This is a genomic window from Burkholderia sp. F1 (assembly GCF_050813845.1).
Lineage (GTDB): Bacteria > Pseudomonadota > Gammaproteobacteria > Burkholderiales > Burkholderiaceae > Burkholderia > Burkholderia ubonensis.
Map to the genome: position 1 here is coordinate 2358496 of NZ_CP172421.1, position 23389 is coordinate 2381884.

Consider the following 23389-nt stretch of genomic DNA (forward strand, 5'->3'; position numbering starts at 1 on the left):
GTCGCCCGGCTCAGACCGAATGACGCTTGCGATAGCCGTCGAGGAAACGCGCGATCCGGTCGATCGAATCGGTCAGGTCGTCGAGATTCGGCAGGAACACGACGCGGAAGTGATCCGGCGTCGGCCAGTTGAAGCCGGTGCCCTGCACGAGCAGCACGCGTTCCTCGAGCAGCAGGTCGAGAATGAACTGCTGGTCGTTCTGGATCGGATAGAGCTTCGGGTCGAGCCGCGGGAACATGTAGAGCGCGGCCTGCGGCTTCACGCAGGTCACGCCCGGAATCGACGTGAGCATGTCGTACGCGAGCTCGCGCTGCTTGTAGAGGCGCCCCGACGGCACGATCAGCTCGTTGATGCTCTGGTAGCCGCCGAGCGCCGTCTGGATCGCGAACTGCCCCGGCACGTTCGCGCACAGCCGCATCGACGACAGGATGCCGAGCCCCTCGAGATAGTCCTTCGCGCGCCGGCGGTTGTCCCCGCCCAGGCCCGACACGGCCATCCAGCCCGCGCGGTAGCCGCACGAGCGGTAGCTCTTCGACAGGCTGTTGAACGTGACGGTGATCACGTCCTCCGACAGCGCGCCCATCGCCGTGTGCTCGCGGCCGTCGTAGACGATCTTGTCGTAGACCTCGTCGGCGAACACGATCAGCCCGTGCTGGCGCGCGATCTCGAGCAGTTCGAGCAGCAATTCGTCCGAATAAAGCGCGCCCGTCGGGTTGTTCGGGTTGATCACGACGATCGCCTTCGTATTCGGCGTGATCTTGCGGCGGATGTCGTCGAGGTCGGGCATCCAGTCGTTCTGCTCGTCGCAGATGTAGTGGACCGGCGTGCCGCCCGACAGGCTGACCGCCGCCGTCCAAAGCGGATAATCGGGCGCCGGCAGCAGCACCTCGTCGCCGTCGTTCAGCAGCGCCTGGGTCGCCATCACGATCAGCTCGGACGCGCCGTTGCCGATGTAGATGTCGTCGAGGCCGACCCCGACCACGCCCTTCTGCTGCGTGTAGTGCATCACCGCCTTGCGCGCCGAGAACACGCCCTTCGAGTCCGAATAGCCCGACGACGTCGGCAGGTTGCGGATCATGTCCTGGATGATCTCGTCCGGCGCGTCGAAACCGAACGGCGCAAGGTTGCCGATGTTCAGCTTGATGATGCGGTGGCCTTCTTCCTCGAGGCGCTTCGCGTGCTCGAGCACCGGGCCACGGATGTCGTAGCAGACGTTGAGCAGCTTGTTCGATTTCTGGATCGGTTTCACGACGACACGGTTCCTGGATAATGCCTGGCGGCCTGGGGACGGGAATCGAAACTGGAGAGCGGCCGGTTTGCGCGCGCTGTCTAGGCTGGACGATTTTGCGGCGGCCGGGCGCGGCTTGTGGCGACGCACGACGCGGTTGGCGCCCGGGGGCGACCAAAAAGTTATAATTTAGCGGATTTTGGCCGACTTTCGCAATGCACAAAGCCGCGCCGGGCCCGCGCCGTCAGGCGTCCCGCGCGCACCGAGCTCGAAATCGGCCGCCCGGGCGGCCCCATCGAACACCTTATCGGAACTGCGGACATACTGATTTGAAACTGCACCAGGACGCGAGCGGCGCGCTCAACACCGTTACCGGCTATGGCCCCGATTATGTCGACGTCAATCTCGAGCGTCACGAACAGAGCGTCATCGTGCTGCCCGGCGGGCCGGTGCTCGCGTGGCCGGTGTCGTCGTTCGACGCGCTCGCGCCCGAACATTTCGCGATGCTGCTCGAACCGGCGCCCGAGGTCGTGATCTTCGGCAGCGGCACCCGCCTGCGCTTCCCGCATCCGCGCCTCGTCGCGGCGCTCACCGCGCGGCGCATCGGCGTCGAGACGATGGATTTCCAGGCCGCCTGCCGCACCTACAACATCCTGATGGCCGAAGGCCGCAAAGTCGCCGCCGCGCTCTTAATTGAACGTTAATCGCCGATGCGGTAAAACTCTCGCCGGCGCACCGGGTCCGATCCCCGGTCCGGCGCATGCCCCGTCGCAAGCCGGCGGCGGCACATCACAACAACCAACAGGCTGAAACTTCCATGAACGATACGCCGTCGAGGCTACCGCTCAATCGCACCGCGCTCGCCCTCCTGATCCTCGCGCTCGCCGTCATCTGGTTCGCGCCGCTCGGCTTGCGCCACCTGATTCCCAGCGACGAAGGCCGCTACGCCGAGATGGCGCGCGAGATGTTCGTCACCGGCGACTGGATCACGCCGCGCTACAACGGCTACAAGTACTTCGAGAAGCCGCCGCTGCAGACCTGGCTCAACGCGCTCACGTTCGCGTGGTTCGGCATCGGCGAGTGGCAGGCGCGCCTCTATACCGCGCTCGCGAGCTTCGCGGGCGTGCTGATCGTCGGCTTCACCGGCGCGCGCCTGTTCAACCCGCTGTCCGGCTTCCTCGCGGCCGTCGTGCTCGCGTGCTCGCCGTACTGGAACCTGATGGGCCATTTCAACGCGCTCGACATGGGCCTGGCGCTCTGGATGACCATCACGCTCTGCGCGCTGCTGCTCGCGCAGCGCCCCGGGCTGCGGCCCGCCGCCGCGCGCGGCTGGATGTGGGTGTGCTGGGCGTCGATGGCGCTCGCGGTACTGTCCAAGGGCCTCGTCGGCCTGATCCTGCCCGGCGCCGTGCTGGTGCTCTATACGCTGGTCGCGCGCGACTGGGCGCTGTGGAAGCGCCTGTACGTCGTCAGCGGGCTCGTGATCTTCTTCGCGATCGTCACGCCGTGGTTCGTGCTGGTCCAGCAGCGCAACCCGGAATTCTTCAATTTCTTCTTCGTCGTCCAGCAGTTCCGACGGTATCTGACCCCGGAACAGAATCGTCCCGGCCCCTTCTATTACTTCGTGCCGGTGCTGCTGGTCGGCTTCCTGCCGTGGCTGTCGGTCGCGTGGCAGAGCCTCCGCCATGCGCTGCGCATGCCGCGCCAGCCGAACGGCTTCGCGCCGATGCTCGTGCTGATGATCTGGAGCGCGTTCATATTCCTGTTCTTCAGCGCGTCGCATTCGAAGCTGATCTCGTACGTGCTGCCGGTCGCGCCGGCGCTCGCGCTCATGATCGGCGCGTACCTGCCGCTCGTGCCGGCCGACCGCTTCCGCCGCCACCTGCTCGGCTACCTCGTGTTCCTGGTCGTCGCGGCGTTCGGCATCATCTTCCTCGCCTACCAGGGCGATGCGCGCACGCCGAACGCGCAGTACCGCGCATTCCAGCTGTGGCTGTACGCGGGCCTCGCGGTCGCGGCCGTGCTGACGCTCGCCGCCGCGTGGCTCAACCGCCATGCGCGCGCCGGCGTCGCCGCCGCGATCACCGCGTTCGGCGCCGCGTGGCTCGCGTTCGGCACGATCGGCGGCACCGGCCACGACGAGTTCGGCCGCTACAGCTCGGGCGCGCTGCTCGCGCCCGCGGTGCGCGCCGAACTGGCGAAGCTGCCGGCCGACACGCCGTTCTACTCGATCGAAATGCTCGACCACACGTTCCCGTTCTACGTCGGCCACACGACGATCATGGTCGCGCGCACGGACGAGCTCGCATTCGGCATCTCGGTCGAGCCGGACAAGTGGATCCCGACCGTCGACGAGTGGATCGCCCGCTGGAACAACGAGCGCTACGCACTCGCGATCATGCCGGTGAACCGCTACAACGATCTCGCCAAGGCCGGCCTGCCGATGCGCGTGATCGCGCGCGACAACCGCCGCGTGATCGTCGAAAAGCCGCAATCGTAAGGACGCCGCCCCGTGAACCCGATCTCGCTCGTCTGCATCATCACCGGCGTCATGCTCAACGCATGCGCGCAACTGCTGCTCAAAGCCGGCGTCAACGCCGTTGGGCACTTCGAATTCACCCGTGCAAACATCGTGCCCGTCGGCCTGAAGATCGCGACCCAGTTGCCGATCATCGGCGGCCTCGGGTGCTACGTGCTCAGCGTCGTCGTCTGGATCGTCGGGCTGTCGCGGGTCGACGTGTCGATCGCGTATCCGATGCTGTCGCTCGGCTACGTCGTCAACGCGTTCGCCGCGTGGTACCTGTTCGGCGAGGTGCTGTCCGTCCACCGGCTCGTCGGCATCGGCATCATCCTGGTCGGGGTGTTCGTGCTCGCGCGCAGCTGAGCCGCCCGCCGTTAAGCACCTGCCTACAAAAAATCACGGTACGAATCCGTCAACCGGTGTTTAATGCCGGTTTCGGGCAAGCGCCCGACCCTTTTCACACGCCATTGCGAGTCACGCGTTCATGAGCCAGACTACCGTTCCCTTCCTGCCGTTCACGCGCCCGGAAATCGACGAGGAAACCATCCAGGGCGTCGTCGAGGTGCTGCGCTCGGGCTGGATCACCACCGGCCCGCAGAACCAGCGCTTCGAGGCCGCACTGTCCGAGTACTGCGGCGGCCGCCCGGTGCGCGCGTTCAATTCGGGCACCTGCACGCTCGAGATCGGCCTGCGCATCGCCGGCGTCGGCCCCGGCGACGAGGTGATCACGTCGCCCGCGTCCTGGGTGTCGACCAGCAACGTGATTCTCGAGACCGGCGCGACGCCGGTGTTCGCCGACATCGACCCGGTCACCCGCAACATCGACCTCGACCTGCTCGAAAAGGCGATCACGCCGCGCACGAAGGCGATCATCCCGGTCTACCTGGCCGGCCTGCCGGTCGACATGGACCGCCTGTACGCGATCGCGCGCGCGCACAACCTGCGCGTGATCGAGGACGCCGCGCAGGCGCTCGGCTCGACGTGGAAGGGCAAGCGCATTGGCGCAATCGGCGACATCGTGTCGTTCAGCTTCCACGCGAACAAGAATCTCACGACGATCGAGGGCGGCGCGCTCGTGCTCAACAACGAGGACGAGGCGATCCTCGCGCAGAAGTACCGGCTGCAGGGCATCACGCGCACCGGCTTCGACGGGATGGACTGCGACGTGCTCGGCGGCAAGTACAACCTGACCGACGTCGCCGCGCGCGTCGGCCTCGGCCAGCTGCCGCACCTCGAGCGCTTCACCGCGAAGCGCCATGCGCTCGCCCGCGCGTACTTCGCCGCCTTCGAAGGCGGCCCGGCGGCGAAGCTCGGCCTCGGCCTGCCGCTCGCCGAATTCGAGCACGGCAACTGGCACATGTTCCTCGTCACGCTGCCGCTCGAGCGGCTGTCGATCACCCGCGGCGAGTTCATGGCGCAGATGAAGGAGCGCGGCATCGGCACCGGGATCCACTACCCGGCCATCCATCTTTTCTCGCTGTACCGCGCGCGCGGCTTCAAGGAGGGCATGTTCCCCCACGCCGAACGGTACGGCGCGTCGACCGTCACGCTGCCCCTCTTCACGCAGATGACGGAAGACGACGTGCGTCGCGTCGTCGACGCCATCAACCAGATTTGCGAACAATACGGAAAGTAAGCCTACATGAGTCACCTTGAAGCACGCGCCGGGCATCCGGGCGCCGGACGTCCGGGCGCAGCCAACCCGGAGGTATCGGTCGTCATTCCCGTGTACAACGAGGAAGACGGCCTCGCCGCGCTCTTCGCTCGGCTGTATCCGGCGCTCGACGCGCTCGGCACGTCGTACGAAGTGATCCTGATCAACGACGGCAGCCGCGACCGCTCGGCCGCCATGCTCGCGGACCAGTTCCACGTGCGCCCCGACACGACGCGCGTCGTGCTGCTGAACGGCAACTACGGCCAGCACATGGCGATCCTCGCCGGCTTCGCGCAGTCGCGCGGCGACATCGTCGTCACGCTCGATGCCGACCTGCAGAACCCGCCCGAGGAAATCGGCAAGCTGGTCGCGAAGATGCACGAGGGCTACGACTACGTCGGCTCGATCCGCCAGCAGCGCCAGGACAGCCTGTGGCGGCGCAAGGCGTCGGCCATGATGAACCGGCTGCGCGAGCGCATCACGCGCATCAAGATGACCGACCAGGGCTGCATGCTGCGTGCGTACAGCCGCCGCATCATCGACACGATCAACGTGTGCGGCGAGGTCAACACGTTCATTCCGGCGCTCGCCTACACGTTCGCGCAGAAGCCGACCGAAGTCGAGGTCGCGCACGAGGAGCGCTTCGCGGGCGAATCGAAGTACTCGCTGTACAGCCTGATCCGCCTGAATTTCGACCTCGTGACCGGCTTCTCGGTCGTGCCGCTGCAATGGCTGTCGTTCATCGGCGTGATCCTGTCGCTCGGCTCCGCCGCGCTGTTCGTGCTGCTGCTCGTGCGGCGCTTCATCGTCGGCGCGGAAGTGCAAGGCGTGTTCACGCTGTTCGCGATCACGTTCTTCCTGCTCGGCGTGATCATCTTCGCGCTCGGCCTGCTCGGCGAGTACATCGGCCGCATCTACCAGCAGGTGCGCGCGCGGCCGCGCTACCTGATCCAGACCGTGCTCGAGCGGCACGGCAACGTGCAGGACGCGCCGGCCGACGAAGGCCGCCAGGAGGTCGCGCGATGAAGCCGCGCGCCGTCGTCTTCGCGTATCACAACGTCGGCGTGCGCTGCCTGCAGGTGCTGCTCGCGCGTGGCGTCGACGTCGCGCTGGTCGTCACGCACGAGGACAACCCGAACGAGAACATCTGGTTCGGCAGCGTCGCGTCGGTCGCGGCCGCGCACGGCATCCCGGTCGTCACGCCGGCCGATCCGGCGGACCCCGCGTTGCGCCGCGCGCTCGCCGATGCGCAGCCGGACTTCATCTTCTCGTTCTATTACCGGCACATGCTGCCCGTCGACCTGCTCGCCGTCGCGCCGCGCGGCGCGTACAACATGCACGGGTCGCTGCTGCCGAAATACCGGGGTCGGGTGCCGACCAACTGGGCGGTGCTCAACGGCGAGACGGAAACCGGCGCGACGCTGCACGAAATGGCCGCGAAGCCCGACGCGGGCGCGATCATCGGCCAGACCGCGGTGCCGATCCTGCCGGACGACACGGCCGCGCAGGTGTTCGACAAGGTCACGGTGGCCGCCGAGCAGACGCTCTGGCGCGTGCTCCCCGCGCTGCTCGCGGGCGAGGCGCCGCACCTGCCGAACGATCTCGCGGCCGGCAGCTACTTCGGCGGGCGCAAGCCCGAGGACGGCCGGATCGACTGGTCGAAGCCCGCCGCGCAAGTCTATAACCTGATCCGCGCAGTCGCGCCCCCGTATCCGGGCGCGTTCACCGACCTGAACGGCGCGCGCTTCGTGGTCGCGCGCGCGCGCGTCGCGGCGCCCGGCAGCCCGGCCGCCGCGGCGGCAGCAGATTTGCCGCCCGGCCTGCACGTAAGCGATAATGCGCTATTCGGCGTCTGCGGCGACAGCCGCGCCATATCCATTCTCGAGCTGTGGCAACAGCGCGACGGCAGCGAAACCGTCGTGACGCCCGCGGAATTCGCGCAGTTCATTCATTCTTCCCGTCATTCATGAAAGCAAAAAAAGTCCTGATCCTGGGTGTGAACGGCTTCATCGGCCATCACCTGTCGAAGCGCATTCTTGAAACCACCGATTGGGAAGTGTTCGGCATGGACATGCAGACCGATCGGCTTGGCGATCTCGTCAACCACGAGCGGATGCATTTCTTCGAAGGCGACATCACGATCAACAAGGAGTGGGTCGAGTATCACGTGAAGAAGTGCGACGTGATCCTGCCGCTCGTCGCGATCGCGACGCCCGCGACCTACGTCCAGCAGCCGCTGCGCGTGTTCGAGCTCGACTTCGAGGCGAACCTGCCGATCGTGCGTTCGGCCGTGAAGTACGGCAAGCACCTCGTGTTCCCGTCGACCTCCGAGGTCTACGGGATGTGCGCGGACGAGCAGTTCGACCCGGACAATTCCGCCCTCACCTACGGCCCGATCAACAAGCCGCGCTGGATCTACGCGTGCTCGAAGCAGCTGATGGACCGCGTGATCTGGGGCTACGGGATGGAAGGCCTGAACTTCACGCTGTTCCGCCCGTTCAACTGGATCGGCCCGGGCCTCGACTCGATCTACACGCCGAAGGAAGGCAGCTCGCGCGTCGTCACGCAGTTCCTCGGCCACATCGTGCGCGGCGAGAACATCAGCCTCGTCGACGGCGGCTCGCAGAAGCGCGCGTTCACCGACATCGACGACGGCATCAGCGCGCTGATGAAGATCATCGAGAACCCGAACGGCGTCGCATCGGGCAAGATCTACAACATCGGGAATCCGAAGAATAACTTCTCGGTGCGCGAACTCGCGCACAAGATGCTCGAGCTCGCCGCCGAGTTCCCCGAGTACGCCGATTCCGCGAAGAACGTGAACCTCGTCGAGACCACGTCGGGCGCGTACTACGGCAAGGGCTACCAGGACGTGCAGAACCGCGTGCCGAAGATCGACAACACGATGCAGGAGCTCGGCTGGGCGCCGCAATCGACGTTCGACGAAGCGCTGCGCAAGATCTTCGAAGCGTACCGCGGCCACGTCGCCGACGCACGCGCGCTCGTCGAGCAGCAAGGCTGAGCGGGACGCACGCTTGGCTCGCATCGTCCTCAAGATCGACGTCGACACGCTGCGCGGCACGCGCGAAGGCGTGCCGAACCTCGCGCGCATCTTCGACCGCTTCAGCGCGCGCGCGACCTTCCTGTTCAGCCTCGGGCCCGACCATACCGGCTGGGCGCTGCGGCGCGTGTTCCGCCCGGGGTTCCTGAAGAAGGTGTCGCGCACGTCGGTGGTCGAGCATTACGGCGTGAAGCAGCTGATGTACGGCGTGCTGCTGCCGGGCCCCGACATCGGCCGTCGCGCTGTCGCCGACATGCGCGCGATCCACGAGGCCGGCTTCGAATGCGGGATCCACACGTGGGATCACGTGTACTGGCAGGACAACGTGCGCGCGCGCGACCGCGACTGGACCGCGCGTGAAATGCAGAAAAGCCACGCGCGCTTCGTCGAGATCTTCGGCGCGGCGCCCGTCACGCACGGCGCGGCGGGCTGGCAGATGAACGACGCGGCGTTCGAGCAGATCGACGCGTGGGGCATGCGCTACGCGTCCGACGGCCGCGGCCATTCGCCGTACCTGCCGGTCGTCGGCGGCAAGACGCTCGCGCACGTGCAGATGCCGACGACGCTGCCGACGCTCGACGAGGTGCTCGGCATCGACGGCGTCGACACGCACAATGTCGCCGCGCATATCCTCAAGTTCACCGAAACCAATCCGCACGACCAGGTCTTCACGCTGCATGCGGAACTGGAAGGCCAGAAGCTCGCGCCGGTGTTCGAGCAGCTGCTCGCCGGCTGGCGTGCGCAAGGCCATACGTTCGCGACGATGGGTGACTATCACGCGACGCTGGACCGCGACACGCTGCCATCGTACCCTGTCACGTGGGGCGAGATTCCGGGCCGGTCGGGCGAGCTGATCGTCCAGCCCGACTGATCCACGCGGGCAGGCGACGCCATGCGCCTGTCCGTCGGCGCGGCCCCGCCGCCGCGCCCTTCCCTGCGCGCCGACGCGATCGCGTCGGCGCATAACGCGCCGTCACCCACGCGCGCCGTCGCGAAGGCGCCCTCCCATAACAACAGGAGAAACACGTGTCCGTCGAAGTTGACCGTCAAGTTCCCGATTTCACCGCACCGGCCACCGGCGGAGATCTTTCGCTGTCCGGCCTGCAAGGCAAGAAGCTCGTGCTGTATTTCTATCCGAAGGACAACACGCCCGGCTGCACGACCGAGGGGCTGCAGTTCCGCGACCTGTATCCGAAGTTCAAGAAGGCCGGCGCGGAAATCGTCGGCGTGTCGCGCGACAGCCTGCGCTCGCATGACAATTTCAAGGCAAAGCTCGAGCTGCCGTTCGCGCTGATTTCCGATGCCGACGAAGCGCTGTGCACGCTGTTCGATGTCATCAAGATGAAGAAAATGTATGGCAAGGAAGTGCGCGGCATCGAGCGCTCGACGTTCCTGATCGACGCCGACGGCGTGCTTCGCCAGGCATGGCGCGGCATCAAGGTGCCGGGTCACGTGGAGGACGTGCTAAGTGCTGTACAAGCGCTTTGAGCCGCGCTATATTGGGCCGCAATGAATGCCAGTTCGCCCCATATTTCTCGTAGCTGCGCCGGTGCTCGTAGCGATGCTTTCCGGCACCTGACGCGCATCACGACGGTATCAGCCGAGCCGCATGTCCCGGTCGACGGGGCAGCGGCTTTTTTTATGGTCTGCGCGCCGGCACTCGGTCCGGCCCCTCACCCCGTCAAGGAGTTGACCGACACTTAGGCGAACCGGCTAAATGAAATTCATGTGCGCCACCGCGCGCAAACCGCACGCGTGTTCGTCACGCAGCAGGATGCGATCAGCGGCGCACCCCAGCGACACGATTCCTCCCGAGGGACACCATGCCTTTGCCTACCCCCCCCAGCAAGCTCGGCAGCCTGCTGCCGCCCGACGAATACAAGGCGAAAGCGCGGCCGACGAAAGCCGCCAAGAAATCCGCCGAAGGGGACGTTTCCACGGCCGCTGACTACGGCCCGGCTAGCGTGGCCCAACCGATGACGCAAGCCGCCAACACCGCCGCGCCGCTGCGTGCGGTCGCGTCGGCGCCTGAAGCCGCGAGCGCGCCCGTGCGCAGCCGCAAGACCAAGCAGACGGCCGCGCTGCTGCAGCCCGTGCCGGCGCCCGCCGAACCCGCCGCGCCGCTCGCGCGCGCAGAGAAACCCGCCGCCGCGAAACCGGTCGCAGCCGCCGCGCGCGAAGCCGGCGCGGCGATCAAGTCGCGCGGCCGCAAGGCCGCCGAGGCCGAGATGCAGAAGCTGTTCGTGCTCGACACGAACGTGCTGATGCACGATCCGAGCAGCCTCTTCCGCTTCGAGGAACACGACGTCTATCTGCCGATGATGACGCTCGAGGAACTCGACAATCACAAGAAGGGGATGTCCGAAGTCGCACGCAACGCGCGCCAGGTGAGCCGTACGCTCGATGCGCTCGTCGCCGACGCGGGCCCGATCACGAACGGCATTCCGCTGTCGCGCCTCGGCAGCCGCGAGGCGCTCGGCCGCCTGTACTTCCAGACGACGCTCACCAACATTCCGCCCGTCGAAGGCCTGCCTGAAGGCAAGGCCGACAACCAGATCCTCGGCGTCGTGCGCGCGCTGCAGCGCGACCGGCCGGACCGCCAGGTCGTGCTGGTGTCGAAAGACATCAACATGCGGATCAAGGCGCACGCGCTCGGCCTGCCCGCCGAAGACTACTTCAACGACCAGGTGCTCGAGGACAAGGATCTCCTCTACACCGGCGTGCGCGAGCTGCCGCAGGATTTCTGGACCCGGCACGCGAAGGGCATGGAAAGCTGGCAGGACACGAAGACGGGCACCACGTACTACCGCGTGACCGGCCCGCTCGTCGCGTCGATGCTGGTCAACGAGTTCGTCTATCTCGAGCCGCAGAACGGCGAGCCGACGTTCCATGCGCTCGTCCGCGAACTGAACGGCAAGACGGCGCTCCTGCAGACGCTGCGCGACTACAGCCACCACAAGAACAACGTGTGGGGGATCACCGCGCGCAACCGCGAGCAGAACTTCGCGCTGAACCTGCTGATGAACCCGGAGATCGACTTCGTCACGCTGCTCGGCCAGGCCGGCACCGGCAAGACGCTCGTCGCGCTCGCCGCGGGCCTCGCGCAGGTGCTCGACGACAAGCGCTACAACGAGATCATCGTGACGCGCGCGACCGTGCCGGTCGGCGAGGACATCGGCTTCCTGCCCGGCACCGAGGAAGAGAAGATGCAGCCGTGGATGGGCGCATTCGACGACAACCTCGAGGTGCTGCAGAAGACCGACGACGCGGCCGGCGAATGGGGCCGCGCGGCGACGCAGGAACTGATCCGCTCGCGCCTGAAGGTCAAGAGCATGAACTTCATGCGCGGCCGCACGTTCGTCGACAAGTACCTGATCATCGACGAGGCGCAGAACCTGACGCCGAAGCAGATGAAGACGCTCGTCACGCGCGCGGGCCCCGGCACGAAGATCGTCTGCCTCGGCAACATCGCGCAGATCGATACGCCGTACCTGACGGAGGGCAGCTCGGGCCTCACCTATGTCGTCGACCGCTTCAAGGGCTGGGGACACAGCGGCCACGTGACGCTCGCGCGCGGCGAACGCTCGCGGCTCGCCGACTACGCGTCCGACATCCTGTAACGCAGCTTGCCGGCCGATTTGGGCCGGTTTGCGAAAGCACACGGCGCTCCCGAAACGGAGCGCCGTTTTTATTTTTGGGGTCGAAAGCATTGCGCGGCCGTGTCACGCAATAACCACGCGTTACGCGCGAAACTTCAAGTAAATTCTCAGGAATGGTTGCCTAAGCCCCGTCGGAGCGACTACCATCGGGTCTGTCTGTTGTCATACGATTGTCGAGCGCCCCGCGCTCGCCCGCCTGTCATGCTTCGAATCTGGCTTCCCGTCGCCGTCGTCTCGCTGCTTGCGGCCTGTTCCAGCGTGCCGCCGCAGTCGGCTTCGCGCTCGTCGGGCATGAAGATCACGACGCCTCGCGCCTTCGCCCCGCCCGCCAATTTCCCGAAATTTGTCGACCACAGCGTCGGCCAGGAAGAAATCTCGATCCAGGCGATGAGCCTCGTCGGCGTCCCGTACCGCTGGGGCGGCAATACGCCGGATAGCGGCTTCGACTGCAGCGGGCTCGTGCGCTACGTGGTCGGCCGCGCGGCGGACGTGAACCTGCCGCGCACGACCGCCGACATGAGCGGCCGCGGCATGTCGATCGACCCCGAACAGGTCGCGCCGGGCGACCTGATCTTCTTCAACACGACCGGCCGGCCGCATTCGCACGTCGGCATCTATGTCGGCAAGCTGCGCTTCGTCAACGCGCCGTCGACCGGCGGCACCGTGCGGCTCGACTACCTGACGAACCCGTACTGGGCGAAGCGCTTCGACGGGATTCGCCGCGTCGCGCCGCCGAAGGCGCAACCGACGCCGTTCGACGCACCGACATACGAAGCACGGCGCGACGACGTGCCGCGCGCGCAGCCGGCAGCGCCGGCGCCTGTCGTAACGGCAGCAGCGCCGCGGCAGCCCGCTTTTGCGGCTGCGCAGCCGAGCGTGTCGCCGGCGCCGGCTCCGATTGCGCCTGTCGCAACAAGCGCGTCGGCCGATCCGTACGAACCGCCGCCGCCGCGCATGGTCTCGGCCCAGCAACAGGCGGCATCCGCGGGCGGCGCCGCCCAGACGGCAAACGCGGCGCCGGTCGGCGCACCGGAAGCCGGCACGCCGATTCCGACGACGGCACTGACGGCCGCCGAGGCCGCCGCATTCGATGCGGAACCGCCGCCCGCCGCCGCGCCCCGTCAAGCGCGCGTCGCCGAATCCGACGCCGTGCAGGTGCTGCGCGCGTCGACGCAATCCGCACCCGTCAGCGCGCGCACCGGCACGACCGATGATCCGATTGCACGGTTCGCCAACGGAAATTATTGATTCGCGCGGCGTTGGCGCCGCGCGGCGTTTTCATCGTGGGCAAGCTTCGCCCGATTGCGCTCCGCACCTGTGGACATCGGTCCATCGAACGGCATACGGTCGCCATGGCCCGACTTGGCGCCCCGCCCCGCGTCCCCAGCCACGTACCTGATCCGCAGAGCCCTCATACGCACGGCCCGCCCGGGAATCCGCCCGCCACACGCAGCATCCGAGCCCGACCGACCAAACAAAAAGCGCCGCAGCCTGTCGGCATGCGGCGCTTTCGACATGAAGCGTCGTTCGGTCGCGATCAGAAGATCTGGTGGCCGACCCACCAGCCGCCCGCCGCGAACAGCGCGGACGCCGGCAGCGTCAGCACCCACGCCCAGACGATGTTGCCGGCGACACCCCAGCGCACGGCCGACAGCTTCTGCGTCGCGCCTACGCCGACGATCGCGCCGGTGATCGTATGAGTCGTTGACACCGGAATGCCGAGGAACGACGCGATGAACAGCGTCATTGCGCCGCCCGTTTCCGCGCAGAACCCGCCGACCGGCTTCAGCTTGGTGATCTTCTGGCCCATCGTGCGCACGATCCGCCAGCCGCCGAACAGCGTGCCCAGGCCCATCGACAGGTAGCACGCGCCGATCACCCATGCCGGCGGCGCGTCGGAGGTCGCCGACGCGTAGCCTGTCGCGATCAGCAGCATCCAGATGATGCCGATCGTCTTCTGCGCGTCGTTACCGCCGTGGCCGAGGCTGTACAACCCGGCCGACAGCAGCTGCAGCCGCCGGAACCGGCGGTCGACCTTGCTCGGCGCGGTGCGGAAGTACAGCCACGACACGCCGAGCATGAATGCCGAACCGAGGATGAAACCGAGCAGCGGCGAGATGAAGATGAACGCGATCGTCTTCATCAGCCCGTCGATGTTCAGCGATCCCCAGCCCGACTTCGCGAGCGCCGAGCCGACGAGGCCGCCGATCAGCGCGTGCGACGAGCTCGACGGGATCCCGTAGTACCAGGTGATCACGTTCCACGCGATCGCGCCGACGAGCGCGCCGAACACGACATAGTGGTCGACGATCTCAGGATCGATCGTGCCTTTGCCGACGGTCTGCGCGACCTTCAGGTGGAAGATGAAATACGCGATGACGTTGAACGCGGCGGCAAACGCCACCGCCTGCTGCGGCTTCAGCACCCCGGTGGACACGACGGTGGCGATCGAGTTCGCCGCGTCGTGGAAGCCGTTCATGAAGTCGAATACGAGCGCGACGAGCACCAGCGCCGCGACCATCCATAGGGCAAGTTGTATCGAATGCATCGTGTTCCGCTCAGGCGTTTTCCAGCACGATGCCTTCGATGATGTTCGCGACGTCCTCGCACTTGTCGGTGATCTCTTCGAGCAGCTCGTAGATCGCCTTCAGCTTGATAAGCGTCTTCACGTCGTTTTCTTCGCGGAACAGCTTCGACATCGCCGCGCGCAGCACGCGGTCCGCCTCCGATTCCCAGCGGTCGATCTCTTCGCACGCCTTGAGGATCTGCGCGGACTGCTTCATGTCCGACAGCAGCGCGACGGCCTGCTGCACGTGCTGCGCCGACTGCGTGACGATATGCGCGAGCTGGCTCGCCTCGGACGTCACCGCCTGCACGTCGTACAGCGACACGGCGGTCGCGACGTCCTCCATCAGGTCGAGGATGTCGTCCATCGTCGTGATCAGCTTGTGGATCTCGTCGCGGTCGAGCGGCGTGATAAACGTCTTGTGGAGCAGATCGATCGCTTCGTGCGTCAGCTTGTCAGCGGCCTTCTCGGCCAGCTGCACATTCTGCTTGTGAATCTCGGCGTCGGCGAGATTGTCGATCAGCAGTTCGAGTTCGCGGCCACCGGAAACGATGTACTTCGCGTGCGCGTTGAAGATTTCGAAGAACTTGCCCTCGGTGGGCATGAATCGACCGAACATGGAATTCCTGAAAGATGGTCAAACGGCTGTCACAAAAATCGGCGACATTGTACCGTTTCCCGTCCGGCGCAACATGAAGCGTGCGCGTGCACGGAGACGGGATACAACGTTTCGTGAAATAGGGGTTTACAACCGGCTTTACTCGCCGTAGAAGTTCTGCGCACCTGCAAAGTTGTCGAACTTCGTGTATTGCCCCAGGAACGTGAGTCGAACGGGCCCGATCGGGCCGTTACGCTGCTTGCCGATGATGATTTCGGCAGTGCCCTTGTCCGGGCTGTCCGGATTGTAGACTTCGTCGCGGTAGATGAACAGGATCACGTCCGCATCCTGTTCGATTGCGCCCGATTCCCGCAGGTCCGACATCACCGGACGCTTGTTCGGACGCTGTTCGAGGCCGCGGTTGAGCTGCGACAGCGCGATCACCGGCACGTCCAGCTCCTTCGCGAGGCTCTTCAGCGAGCGGGAAATTTCCGAGATTTCGGTCGCGCGGTTCTCGCCCTGCGACGAACCCGACATCAGCTGCAGGTAGTCGACGATGATGAGGCCGAGCTTGCCGCACTGGCGCGAGAGCCGGCGCGCCCGCGAACGCAATTCCATCGGGTTCAGGCCGCCCGTCTCGTCGATGAACAGCTGCGCCTCGCTCATCTTCTGCACCGCGTGGGTCAGCTTCGGCCAGTCCTCGTCGGTCAGCCGCCCGGTCCGCATCCGGTGCTGGTCGAGCCGACCGACCGAACCGAGCATACGCATCACGAGCTGCGTGCCCGGCATTTCCATCGAAAACACCGCGACCGGCAGCCCGTACTCGACCGCGACGTATTCGCCGATGTTCATCGAGAAGGCCGTCTTACCCATCGACGGACGGCCTGCGACGATGATCAGCTCGCCGCCGTGCATCCCCGATGTCATCCGGTCGAGGTCGACGAAGCCCGTCGGCGTGCCGGTGACGTCGCTCGGGTTCGCGGTGTGATACAGCGTGTCGATGCGCTCGACGACCTGCGTGAGCAGCGGCCCGATCTCGAGAAAGCCCTGGTTGCCGCGCGCGCCCTCTTCGGCGATCGAGAACACCTTCGCTTCCGCCGCGTCGAGCAGTTGGCGGACTTCCTTGCCCTGCGGGTTGAACGCATCGGCGGAAATCTCGTCGGCCACTGACACGAGCCGGCGCAGCACCGCGCGGTCGCGCACGATTTCCGCATAGCGCCGGATGTTCGCCGCGCTCGGCGTATTCTGCGCAAGCGCGTTCAGGTACGCGAGCCCGCCGACGTCGTCCGCCTTGCCCGACGTGGTCAACGCTTCGTACACGGTCACCACGTCGGCCGGACGCGTCGACGCAATCAGCCTGCCGATGTGCTCGAAGATGATCCGGTGGTCGTAGCGGTAGAAATCGCCCTGCGACAGATAGTCGGCGATCCGGTCCCACGCCGCATTGTCGAGCAACAGGCCGCCCAGCACCGACTGCTCGGCTTCGACCGAGTGCGGCGGGACTTTCAGCGATTCGATTTGAGGATCTTGCGGCGCGTTCATGGGTTGGGATTATCGCGAATTGAGCGCGGAGATGCCAGCGCGGTCGCCGGCTGCCGGGCAACAAAAAAGGCAGGACCCGGTTGCCCGGGCGCCTGCCCTTCATCCGGGCGGCGGGAGCCGCCCGGCGAGACTGCCTGTCGCTTACGCGTGGTCGCCGATCACGTTGACCGTGACGTCGACGACGACGTCCGTGTGCAGCGCGACCTGAACGCCGTGCTCGCCGATCATCTTCAGCGGGCCTTCCGGCATGCGAACCTGCGACTTCTCGACGTCGTAGCCTGCCTTCTTCAGCAGTTCAGCAACGTCACCGTTCGTGACCGAGCCGAACAGACGGCCGTCAACGCCCGACTTCTGCGTGATTTCGAACGACTGGCCTGCCAGCTTCTCGCCGACTGCCTGCGAAGCTGCCAGCTTTTCAGCAGCGACCTTCTCGAGCTCTGCGCGACGCACTTCGAATTCAGCGATCGCTTCCTTCGTTGCACGGCGAGCCTTGCGGTTCGGGATCAGGAAGTTGCGAGCGTAACCGTCCTTGACCTTGACGATATCGCCGAGGTTGCCCAGATTGGCGACTTTTTCCAACAGAATGATTTGCATTCGAATTCTCCTTATTGCGTCGCCTGATTACGCCTTGTGCTGATCGGTGTACGGCAGCAGCGCGAGGAAACGCGCGCGCTTGATTGCCGTGTCCAGCTGACGCTGATAGTGCGCCTTCGTGCCCGTCAGGCGAGCCGGCGTGATCTTGCCGTTTTCGCCGATGAAGTCCTTCAGCGTTTCCGTGTCCTTGTAGTCGATCTGCTCGACGCCGGCTGCGGTGAAGCGGCAGAACTTCTTGCGCTTGAAGAGCGGGTTTTGTTGCTGACGACGCTTGTCGAATTTCTTACCAGTGGGGCGGGCCATGTTCAGTCCTTTCCAATGTCCTGCAATGCTGTGATGTGAAACACCAAGGTGCGCGCGTTGCGGCTCTTCTTCGCCAGGAAGCCCGTGAACAGCGTCTCGACGCCCATTTCACAGCTTTCCAGCCTGCCGCTCGCCTCGCCGGCCGCCACCGCCTCGATCGTCATCTCGACCTGACGGCGAATGCCTGCCTCGACGACTTCCGTGCGGTGCTGCAACGTGGCGCTTGCGATCGGAACGCCGGCGGGCGTGTATCGCACCGCTGCGCGCTCGACGACGCTCGCCGTCAATTGCAACCTGTTCACGTGAGTCGCGTGCTCCTCGATGGCTTAAAGACTAGGAGCTTAAGCCTGCGCTTCGGTCGGCTGAGCTGCAGCCGCCTTCTTGGCTTCTTCGCGCTGAACTTCCTTCATCATCGGCGACGGGCCGGTCTCGGCCTTCTTCATCTTGACGATGAGGTGACGCAGCACGGCGTCGTTGAACTTGAACGCGTGTTCGAGTTCGTCGAGCGTCGTCTGGTCGCACTCGATGTTCATGCAGACGTAGTGAGCCTTCGCGAGTTTCTCGATCATGTAGGCCAGCTGGCGACGGCCCCAGTCTTCGACACGGTGGATCTGGCCGCCGTGCGACGTGATCGTGGTCTTGTAACGCTCGATCATCGCGGGTACTTGCTCGCTCTGATCGGGGTGCACGATGAAGACGATTTCGTAATGACGCATTACACACTCCTTGTGGATTAAAGCCACCCGGGCGTCTGAACCGGTGTGGCAAGTGAGAAGCCGAAGATTCTAACCCGGATATGGGTCGCGTGCAAGGCGAACCGTTGATTCGCCGCGCGAATCGGCCGTGTTTTCAACGACTTGAGCCCGGCCGGCGGCGGCGCGCCCCCGCAGATCGTGATGGGGCCGCATCGCGCGGCCCGTCGTCACTCGGTGCGCGGCGCGGCAAGGCGCGCGCCCAGCGCCGTCTTGAACGCCGCAAGCGCCGCCGGCTCGGCGTCCGTCACCGCCCACCACGTCATGCCGGCCGCGTCCCAGCGGTCGAGCGCATAGCCGTGCGACACGGTCGCATACGGCGCCGCCCCGCCCTCGCCGGCCGGCCGCACGTAGACGTCGATCACGTGCTGCCGGTAGCGGTAGACGAGCACCGCGACGCGACGCTGCCCGACGTAGTCGAGCCGCCCGCCCGCGAGCGGGAAACCGCTCGCGCTCAGGTCCTCGACCGGCGGCGCGTAGTCGAGCCGCCCGTTGAACCACGGCTTGACCGTGTGGCGGTCCGTCGAGATTACGTCGATGTCGCGCGCCGACAGGCCGGCCCGCACATGGCTCGCGACGAGCTCGTCGACGGTGCGTTCCGTCGCCGCGTGATGCGCGGACAGCGTCAGCCCGGCCGCCGCGGCCAGCGCGACCACGAGCGCAACGCCCCAGCCGAGGCCCGGCAGCGCGACGGCGCCCGGCCGCGGCCGAACCGTCGCCGGGCCGCGCGGCGCACCCCGCAGGCCGAGCCGTTGCAGCCAGCCGGGCCCGCGCGCGACCGCCCGGGGTTCGGCGTCCGCCGCCGGCAGCGCCGCAAGGATGCGCGCGCGCAGCGCATCCGGCGCGCGATGGTATTCCGCCTGCCGTACCGCCTGGCCGAGCGCGACGATCCGGTCGCGCTCGCGGCGGCACGCGTCGCAGGCGTCGACGTGCCGCTGGATCCGCATCGCATCGGGCGCCGGCAACTCGCGGTCGACGTCCGCGCCGAGCAGTTCGCGCGCTTCGTTACAGTCCATCGATGGCCTCCGATGCGGTTCCGGCCGCCGGCGCGCCGCCCGACGCGGCGCCGGCCGGCGGCGCTTCCTTGCGGGCCGCGCCGCGCGTGCCGCCGAGCAGCGCGGCGAGGCGGCGGCGGCCGCGCGCGAGCCGCGACATCACGGTGCCCACCGGCACGTCCGCGATCGCCGCGATCTCGCGGTAGCTCAAATCCTCCATTTCGCGCAGCACGAGCACTTCCCGATATTCGGCCGGCAGTTTCGCGAGCGCGGCGTTCACGAGCCGGACGTCCTCGCCGCGCAGCAGCTGGGCGAGCGGATCTTCCGCCTCCTGGTGCCAGTCGTCCGGCGCATCCGCTGCATCCAGCGTGTCGGGCAGCGCGACCTCGTGCGCGTGCGTGCGCCGCCGCCATTCGCTGTACCAGGTGTGGCGCACGATCGTCAGCAGCCACGGCCGCGCATTGTCGCCGCGGCACGCATCGACGAACCGCAGCGCCCGCACGCAGGCTTCCTGGACGACGTCCTCCGCGTCGCCCGCATTGCCGCACAACCAGCGCGCGAGGTTGTACGCGGCGTCAAGGTGCGGCAGCACGAGCGTGCGAAAGCGCTCGCCGCGCGCGGCGGCGTCACCCGCCTCCCGCTCGTCGACCGTCCGGCCGGATTGCCCCACGTCGCCTCCTGTTGATCGATGCGGCCGCCGCCGCTTTGGCCCGGCGCGCGTCGCCCGGACCGACCATCGCGATACGCGCGGCTCACGATCCTTACCGCCCGTCGATCGAGTTTATTCCCGCTACAGGCAAGCGGAGACGAAAAATAATCCTGGAATGGCCGCCGCGCGCCGCCGGTATCACAGGCACACGCCTTCGTCATCGCCCGCACAGGTGCCGCCATGCCATACGCTCTCCCGTTCCCGAAGCACCCCGATTCGCGCGCGGCCAGCCGCGCCCGCCGCGGCGGGCTCCGGATCCGCGCGGCCCGCCGCCGCGCCCGGTCGTGCCCCGGCCGCTGCCGCGTCCCGCGCGCCTACGGCGTGCCGTTCCAGTAGCCGGCGCGCGCGTACGCGTCGCGCAGGTAGTCGATGAAATAGCGCACCCGCGCCGGCACGTAGCGCTGCTGCGGGTAGACGGCGAGGATGTCGTAGTCGGGCAGCGCATAGTCGTCGAGGACGGTCTCGAGCTCGCCCGTCTCGAGCTGCGCGGCGATCTCCCAGGTCGAGCGCCAGCCGAGCCCGAGCCCTTCCGACGCCCAGCGGTGCAGCAGTTCGCCGTCGTTGCAGTCGAGGTTGCCCGTCACGCGCATCGTGACGATCTTGCCGTTGCGCTGGAAGTACCAGCCACGGTTCTGGCCGCCTTGCAGGTTGAACGCGAGGCAGTTGTGCTTCAGCAGGTCGTCGAGCGCCTTCGGGCGGCCGTGCCGGCGGAAATAATCCGGCGTGCCGCAGACGACGCGCCGGTTCGACGCGAGCTTCACCGCGACGAAGTTCGGATCGACCGCACCGCCGATCCGGATCGACAGGTCGTAGCCTTCGCGCACGAGGTCGACGACCCGGTCGGTCAGGTTGAACGACAGCTGCATGTCCGGCTTGTCGGCGAGAAAGCCCGGCGCGTGCGGCGCGACGTGCTTGCGGCCGAACGCGGCCGGCGCGGACACGATCAGGTGGCCGCTCACCGCGCGCCGCCCGGCGGCCAGCTCGTTCTCGGCCTGGTCCCATTCGGCGAGCAGGCCGCGGCAGCGCTCGAGGAACGCCGCGCCCTCCTCGCTGACGACGAGCCGCCGCGTCGAGCGGTACATCAGCTTCACGCCGAGACGCTTCTCCAGCGCGTCGATGCGTCGTCCGAGCACGACCGGCGACACGCCCTCCTCGAGCGCCGCGGCCGCGAGGCTGCCCGCGTCCGCGACCCGCACGAACGTCTCGATCTGCTTGAAGCGGTCCATCCCATGTCTCCTGCATGACGGTGACGGCCAGCCAAGGTCCGACCTGCCGTCATTCGATACTTTTAGTTTCGAAAAAAGCGACTCCGGCTGATCTTATCAAACCTTTGATGCATCCCTAAAGTGTCTCCAACAAACCGATTCGCAAGATCCGCAAACATTCAAGGAGACATTCATGGCCAAGATGAGAGCCGTCGACGCCGCCGTGCTCGTGCTCGAGAAGGAAGGCATCCAGACCGCGTTCGGCGTGCCGGGCGCCGCGATCAACCCGTTCTATTCCGCGATGCGCAAATCGGGCGGCATCAGCCACGTGCTGGCCCGCCACGTCGAGGGCGCGTCGCACATGGCCGAAGGCTATACGCGCGCCGCGCCGGGCAACATCGGCGTATGCATCGGCACGTCGGGCCCCGCCGGCACCGACATGATCACGGGCCTCTACTCGGCGTCGGCCGACTCGATTCCGATCCTCGCGATCACCGGCCAGGCGCCGCGCGCGCGCCTCTACAAGGAAGACTTCCAGGCGGTCGACATCGAGTCGATCGCGAAGCCGGTCACCAAGTGGGCCGTCACCGTGCGCGAGCCGGCGCTCGTGCCGCGCGTGTTCCAGCAGGCGTTCCACCTGATGCGCTCGGGCCGCCCGGGCCCGGTGCTGGTCGACCTGCCGATCGACGTGCAGCTCGCCGAAATCGAATTCGACATCGACACCTACGAGCCGCTGCCCGTCTACAAGCCCGCGGCGACCCGCGCGCAGATCGAGAAGGCGCTCGCGATGCTCAACGACGCGGACAAGCCGCTGATCGTCTCGGGCGGCGGCGTGCTCAACGCGGCGGCCGAGGACCTGCTCGTCGCGTTCGCGGAAACCGTCGGCGTGCCGGTGATCCCGACGCTGATGTCGTGGGGCGCGATTCCCGACGATCATCCGCTGATGGCCGGCATGGTCGGCCTGCAGACGTCGCACCGCTACGGCAACGCGACGATGCTCGCGTCCGACTTCGTGCTCGGCATCGGCAACCGCTGGGCGAACCGCCATACGGGCAGCATCGACGTCTACACGAAGGGCCGCAAGTTCGTCCACGTCGACATCGAGCCGACCCAGATCGGCCGCGTGTTCGGCCCGGATCTCGGCATCGTGTCCGACGCGAAGGCCGCGCTCGAGCTGTTCGTCGCCGTCGCGCAGGAATGGAAGGCCGCCGGCAAGCTGAAGGATCGCGGCGCGTGGGTGGCCGAGTGCCAGGAACGCAAGCGCACGCTGCAGCGCAAGACGCACTTCGACAACGTGCCGGTCAAGCCGCAGCGCGTGTACGAGGAGATGAACAAGGTGTTCGGCCGCGACACGTGCTACGTGAGCACGATCGGCCTGTCGCAGATCGCCGCCGCGCAGTTCCTGCACGTGTTCAAGGCGCGCAACTGGATCAACTGCGGCCAGGCCGGCCCGCTCGGCTGGACGATCCCCGCCGCGCTCGGCGTGCGCGCGGCCGATCCGCAACGGCCGATCGTCGCGCTGTCGGGCGACTACGACTTCCAGTTCATGATCGAGGAGCTCGCCGCCGGCGCGCAGTTCAAGCTGCCGTACGTGCACGTCGTCGTGAACAACTCGTACCTCGGGCTGATCCGCCAGGCGCAGCGCGCGTTCGACATGGACTACTGCGTGCAGCTCGCGTTCGACAACGTCAACGCGCCCGAATTGAACGGCTACGGCGTCGATCACGTCGCGGTGGCCGAAGGCCTCGGCTGCAAGGCGCTGCGCGTGTCCAGGCCGGAAGAGATCGAGCCGGCGCTGAAGCAGGCGCAGGCGCTCGCGGAAGAGTTCAGCGTGCCGGTGATCGTCGAAGTGATCCTCGAGCGCGTGACCAACATCTCGATGGGCACCGAGATCGACGCGATCAACGAGTTCGAGGATCTCGCCGAGAAGGCCGAGCACGCGCCGACCGCGATCTCGCTGCTCGACTGAACCGCCACATTCCTACTGACCGACCGACGAGGC

Annotated in this window: 23 protein-coding genes; 12 read left to right on the plus strand and 11 right to left on the minus strand. The window is 66.7% G+C overall.

Translation table 11 applies throughout. The features are described 5' to 3' along the window. Positions 1–10: 10 nt before the first annotated feature. The gene (locus tag ACFIMZ_RS11095; RefSeq protein ID WP_059893887.1) at positions 11–1249 is read right to left on the minus strand and encodes a pyridoxal phosphate-dependent aminotransferase; all 1239 of its coding nucleotides are present in this window, start codon (positions 1247–1249) and stop codon (positions 11–13) included. A gap of 308 nt (positions 1250–1557) precedes the next feature. On the opposite strand from ACFIMZ_RS11095, the gene ACFIMZ_RS11100 reads away from it, so the two are divergent. From ACFIMZ_RS11100 to ACFIMZ_RS11150, 11 genes are all read left to right on the plus strand, one after another. Continuing rightward, the gene (locus ACFIMZ_RS11100) at positions 1558–1932 is read left to right on the plus strand and encodes an Mth938-like domain-containing protein (RefSeq protein ID WP_431819560.1); all 375 of its coding nucleotides are present in this window, start codon (positions 1558–1560) and stop codon (positions 1930–1932) included. Between the two features lie 113 nt (positions 1933–2045). Beyond that, positions 2046–3728, plus strand: a complete 1683-nt coding sequence (locus ACFIMZ_RS11105) for a glycosyltransferase family 39 protein (protein ID WP_431819561.1) — start codon at positions 2046–2048, stop codon at positions 3726–3728. 12 nt (positions 3729–3740) lie between these two features. Beyond that, positions 3741–4112, plus strand: a complete 372-nt coding sequence (locus tag ACFIMZ_RS11110; RefSeq protein WP_431819562.1) for an EamA family transporter — start codon at positions 3741–3743, stop codon at positions 4110–4112. Positions 4113–4233: 121 nt separating this feature from the next. Continuing rightward, positions 4234–5385: a DegT/DnrJ/EryC1/StrS family aminotransferase gene (locus ACFIMZ_RS11115; protein ID WP_431819563.1), complete on the plus strand. Its 1152-nt coding sequence runs from the start codon at positions 4234–4236 to the stop codon at positions 5383–5385. 6 nt (positions 5386–5391) lie between these two features. Then, positions 5392–6429 (plus strand): glycosyltransferase, encoded by a 1038-nt coding sequence (locus ACFIMZ_RS11120; protein ID WP_431819564.1) that lies wholly within the window; start codon positions 5392–5394, stop codon positions 6427–6429. Beyond that, on the plus strand, positions 6426–7373 hold the full coding sequence (locus tag ACFIMZ_RS11125) for a formyltransferase (protein WP_431819565.1): 948 nt from the start codon (positions 6426–6428) through the stop codon (positions 7371–7373). The genes ACFIMZ_RS11120 and ACFIMZ_RS11125 overlap by 4 nt, the downstream gene beginning before the upstream one ends. Then, on the plus strand, positions 7370–8425 hold the full coding sequence (locus ACFIMZ_RS11130; protein ID WP_010092202.1) for a bifunctional UDP-4-keto-pentose/UDP-xylose synthase: 1056 nt from the start codon (positions 7370–7372) through the stop codon (positions 8423–8425). The genes ACFIMZ_RS11125 and ACFIMZ_RS11130 overlap by 4 nt, the downstream gene beginning before the upstream one ends. 13 nt (positions 8426–8438) lie before the next feature. Next, positions 8439–9335 carry a polysaccharide deacetylase family protein gene (locus ACFIMZ_RS11135; protein ID WP_431819566.1) on the plus strand — a complete coding sequence of 299 codons (897 nt, stop codon included), beginning with the start codon at positions 8439–8441 and terminating at the stop codon, positions 9333–9335. Positions 9336–9490: 155 nt separating this feature from the next. After that, positions 9491–9952 (plus strand): peroxiredoxin, encoded by a 462-nt coding sequence (locus ACFIMZ_RS11140; protein WP_431819567.1) that lies wholly within the window; start codon positions 9491–9493, stop codon positions 9950–9952. Positions 9953–10287: 335 nt separating this feature from the next. Beyond that, entirely contained in the window at positions 10288–12084 is a 1797-nt protein-coding gene (locus ACFIMZ_RS11145) for a PhoH family protein (protein ID WP_431819568.1), read from the plus strand. 240 nt (positions 12085–12324) lie between these two features. Further along, a complete protein-coding gene (locus ACFIMZ_RS11150) occupies positions 12325–13371 on the plus strand; it encodes a C40 family peptidase (protein ID WP_431819569.1) in 1047 nt (348 codons plus the stop codon). Positions 13372–13660: 289 nt separating this feature from the next. Here ACFIMZ_RS11150 and ACFIMZ_RS11155 read toward each other — a convergent pair whose 3' ends face one another. From ACFIMZ_RS11155 to ACFIMZ_RS11200, 10 genes are all read right to left on the minus strand, one after another. Continuing rightward, positions 13661–14671 (minus strand): inorganic phosphate transporter, encoded by a 1011-nt coding sequence (locus ACFIMZ_RS11155; protein WP_431819570.1) that lies wholly within the window; start codon positions 14669–14671, stop codon positions 13661–13663. Between the two features lie 10 nt (positions 14672–14681). Continuing rightward, positions 14682–15308 carry a DUF47 domain-containing protein gene (locus ACFIMZ_RS11160; RefSeq protein ID WP_060303117.1) on the minus strand — a complete coding sequence of 209 codons (627 nt, stop codon included), beginning with the start codon at positions 15306–15308 and terminating at the stop codon, positions 14682–14684. 138 nt (positions 15309–15446) lie between these two features. Next, positions 15447–16829, minus strand: coding sequence for a replicative DNA helicase (locus tag ACFIMZ_RS11165; protein ID WP_431819571.1), 1383 nt, complete (start codon positions 16827–16829; stop codon positions 15447–15449). 141 nt (positions 16830–16970) lie between these two features. Continuing rightward, on the minus strand, positions 16971–17423 hold the full coding sequence (gene rplI / locus ACFIMZ_RS11170) for a 50S ribosomal protein L9 (protein WP_059611533.1): 453 nt from the start codon (positions 17421–17423) through the stop codon (positions 16971–16973). Between the two features lie 27 nt (positions 17424–17450). Continuing rightward, the gene (gene rpsR / locus ACFIMZ_RS11175; RefSeq protein ID WP_004193360.1) at positions 17451–17726 is read right to left on the minus strand and encodes a 30S ribosomal protein S18; all 276 of its coding nucleotides are present in this window, start codon (positions 17724–17726) and stop codon (positions 17451–17453) included. 2 nt (positions 17727–17728) lie between these two features. Further along, positions 17729–18028, minus strand: coding sequence for a primosomal replication protein N (gene priB / locus ACFIMZ_RS11180; protein WP_431819572.1), 300 nt, complete (start codon positions 18026–18028; stop codon positions 17729–17731). Between the two features lie 39 nt (positions 18029–18067). Further along, positions 18068–18442 carry a 30S ribosomal protein S6 gene (gene rpsF / locus ACFIMZ_RS11185; protein ID WP_006402295.1) on the minus strand — a complete coding sequence of 125 codons (375 nt, stop codon included), beginning with the start codon at positions 18440–18442 and terminating at the stop codon, positions 18068–18070. Between the two features lie 206 nt (positions 18443–18648). After that, the gene (locus ACFIMZ_RS11190; protein WP_431819573.1) at positions 18649–19494 is read right to left on the minus strand and encodes an anti-sigma factor family protein; all 846 of its coding nucleotides are present in this window, start codon (positions 19492–19494) and stop codon (positions 18649–18651) included. Beyond that, complete coding sequence (locus ACFIMZ_RS11195) at positions 19484–20143, minus strand: RNA polymerase sigma factor (RefSeq protein WP_431819574.1); 660 nt, start codon at positions 20141–20143, stop codon at positions 19484–19486. The genes ACFIMZ_RS11190 and ACFIMZ_RS11195 overlap by 11 nt, the downstream gene beginning before the upstream one ends. Before the next feature lie 353 nt (positions 20144–20496). Continuing rightward, positions 20497–21408 (minus strand): LysR family transcriptional regulator, encoded by a 912-nt coding sequence (locus tag ACFIMZ_RS11200; protein ID WP_431819575.1) that lies wholly within the window; start codon positions 21406–21408, stop codon positions 20497–20499. Positions 21409–21580: 172 nt separating this feature from the next. Here ACFIMZ_RS11200 and gcl point away from each other — a divergent pair, with 172 nt between their 5' ends. Beyond that, positions 21581–23356 (plus strand): glyoxylate carboligase, encoded by a 1776-nt coding sequence (gene gcl, locus ACFIMZ_RS11205; RefSeq protein WP_431819576.1) that lies wholly within the window; start codon positions 21581–21583, stop codon positions 23354–23356. The last annotated feature ends 33 nt before the right edge of the window (positions 23357–23389 follow it).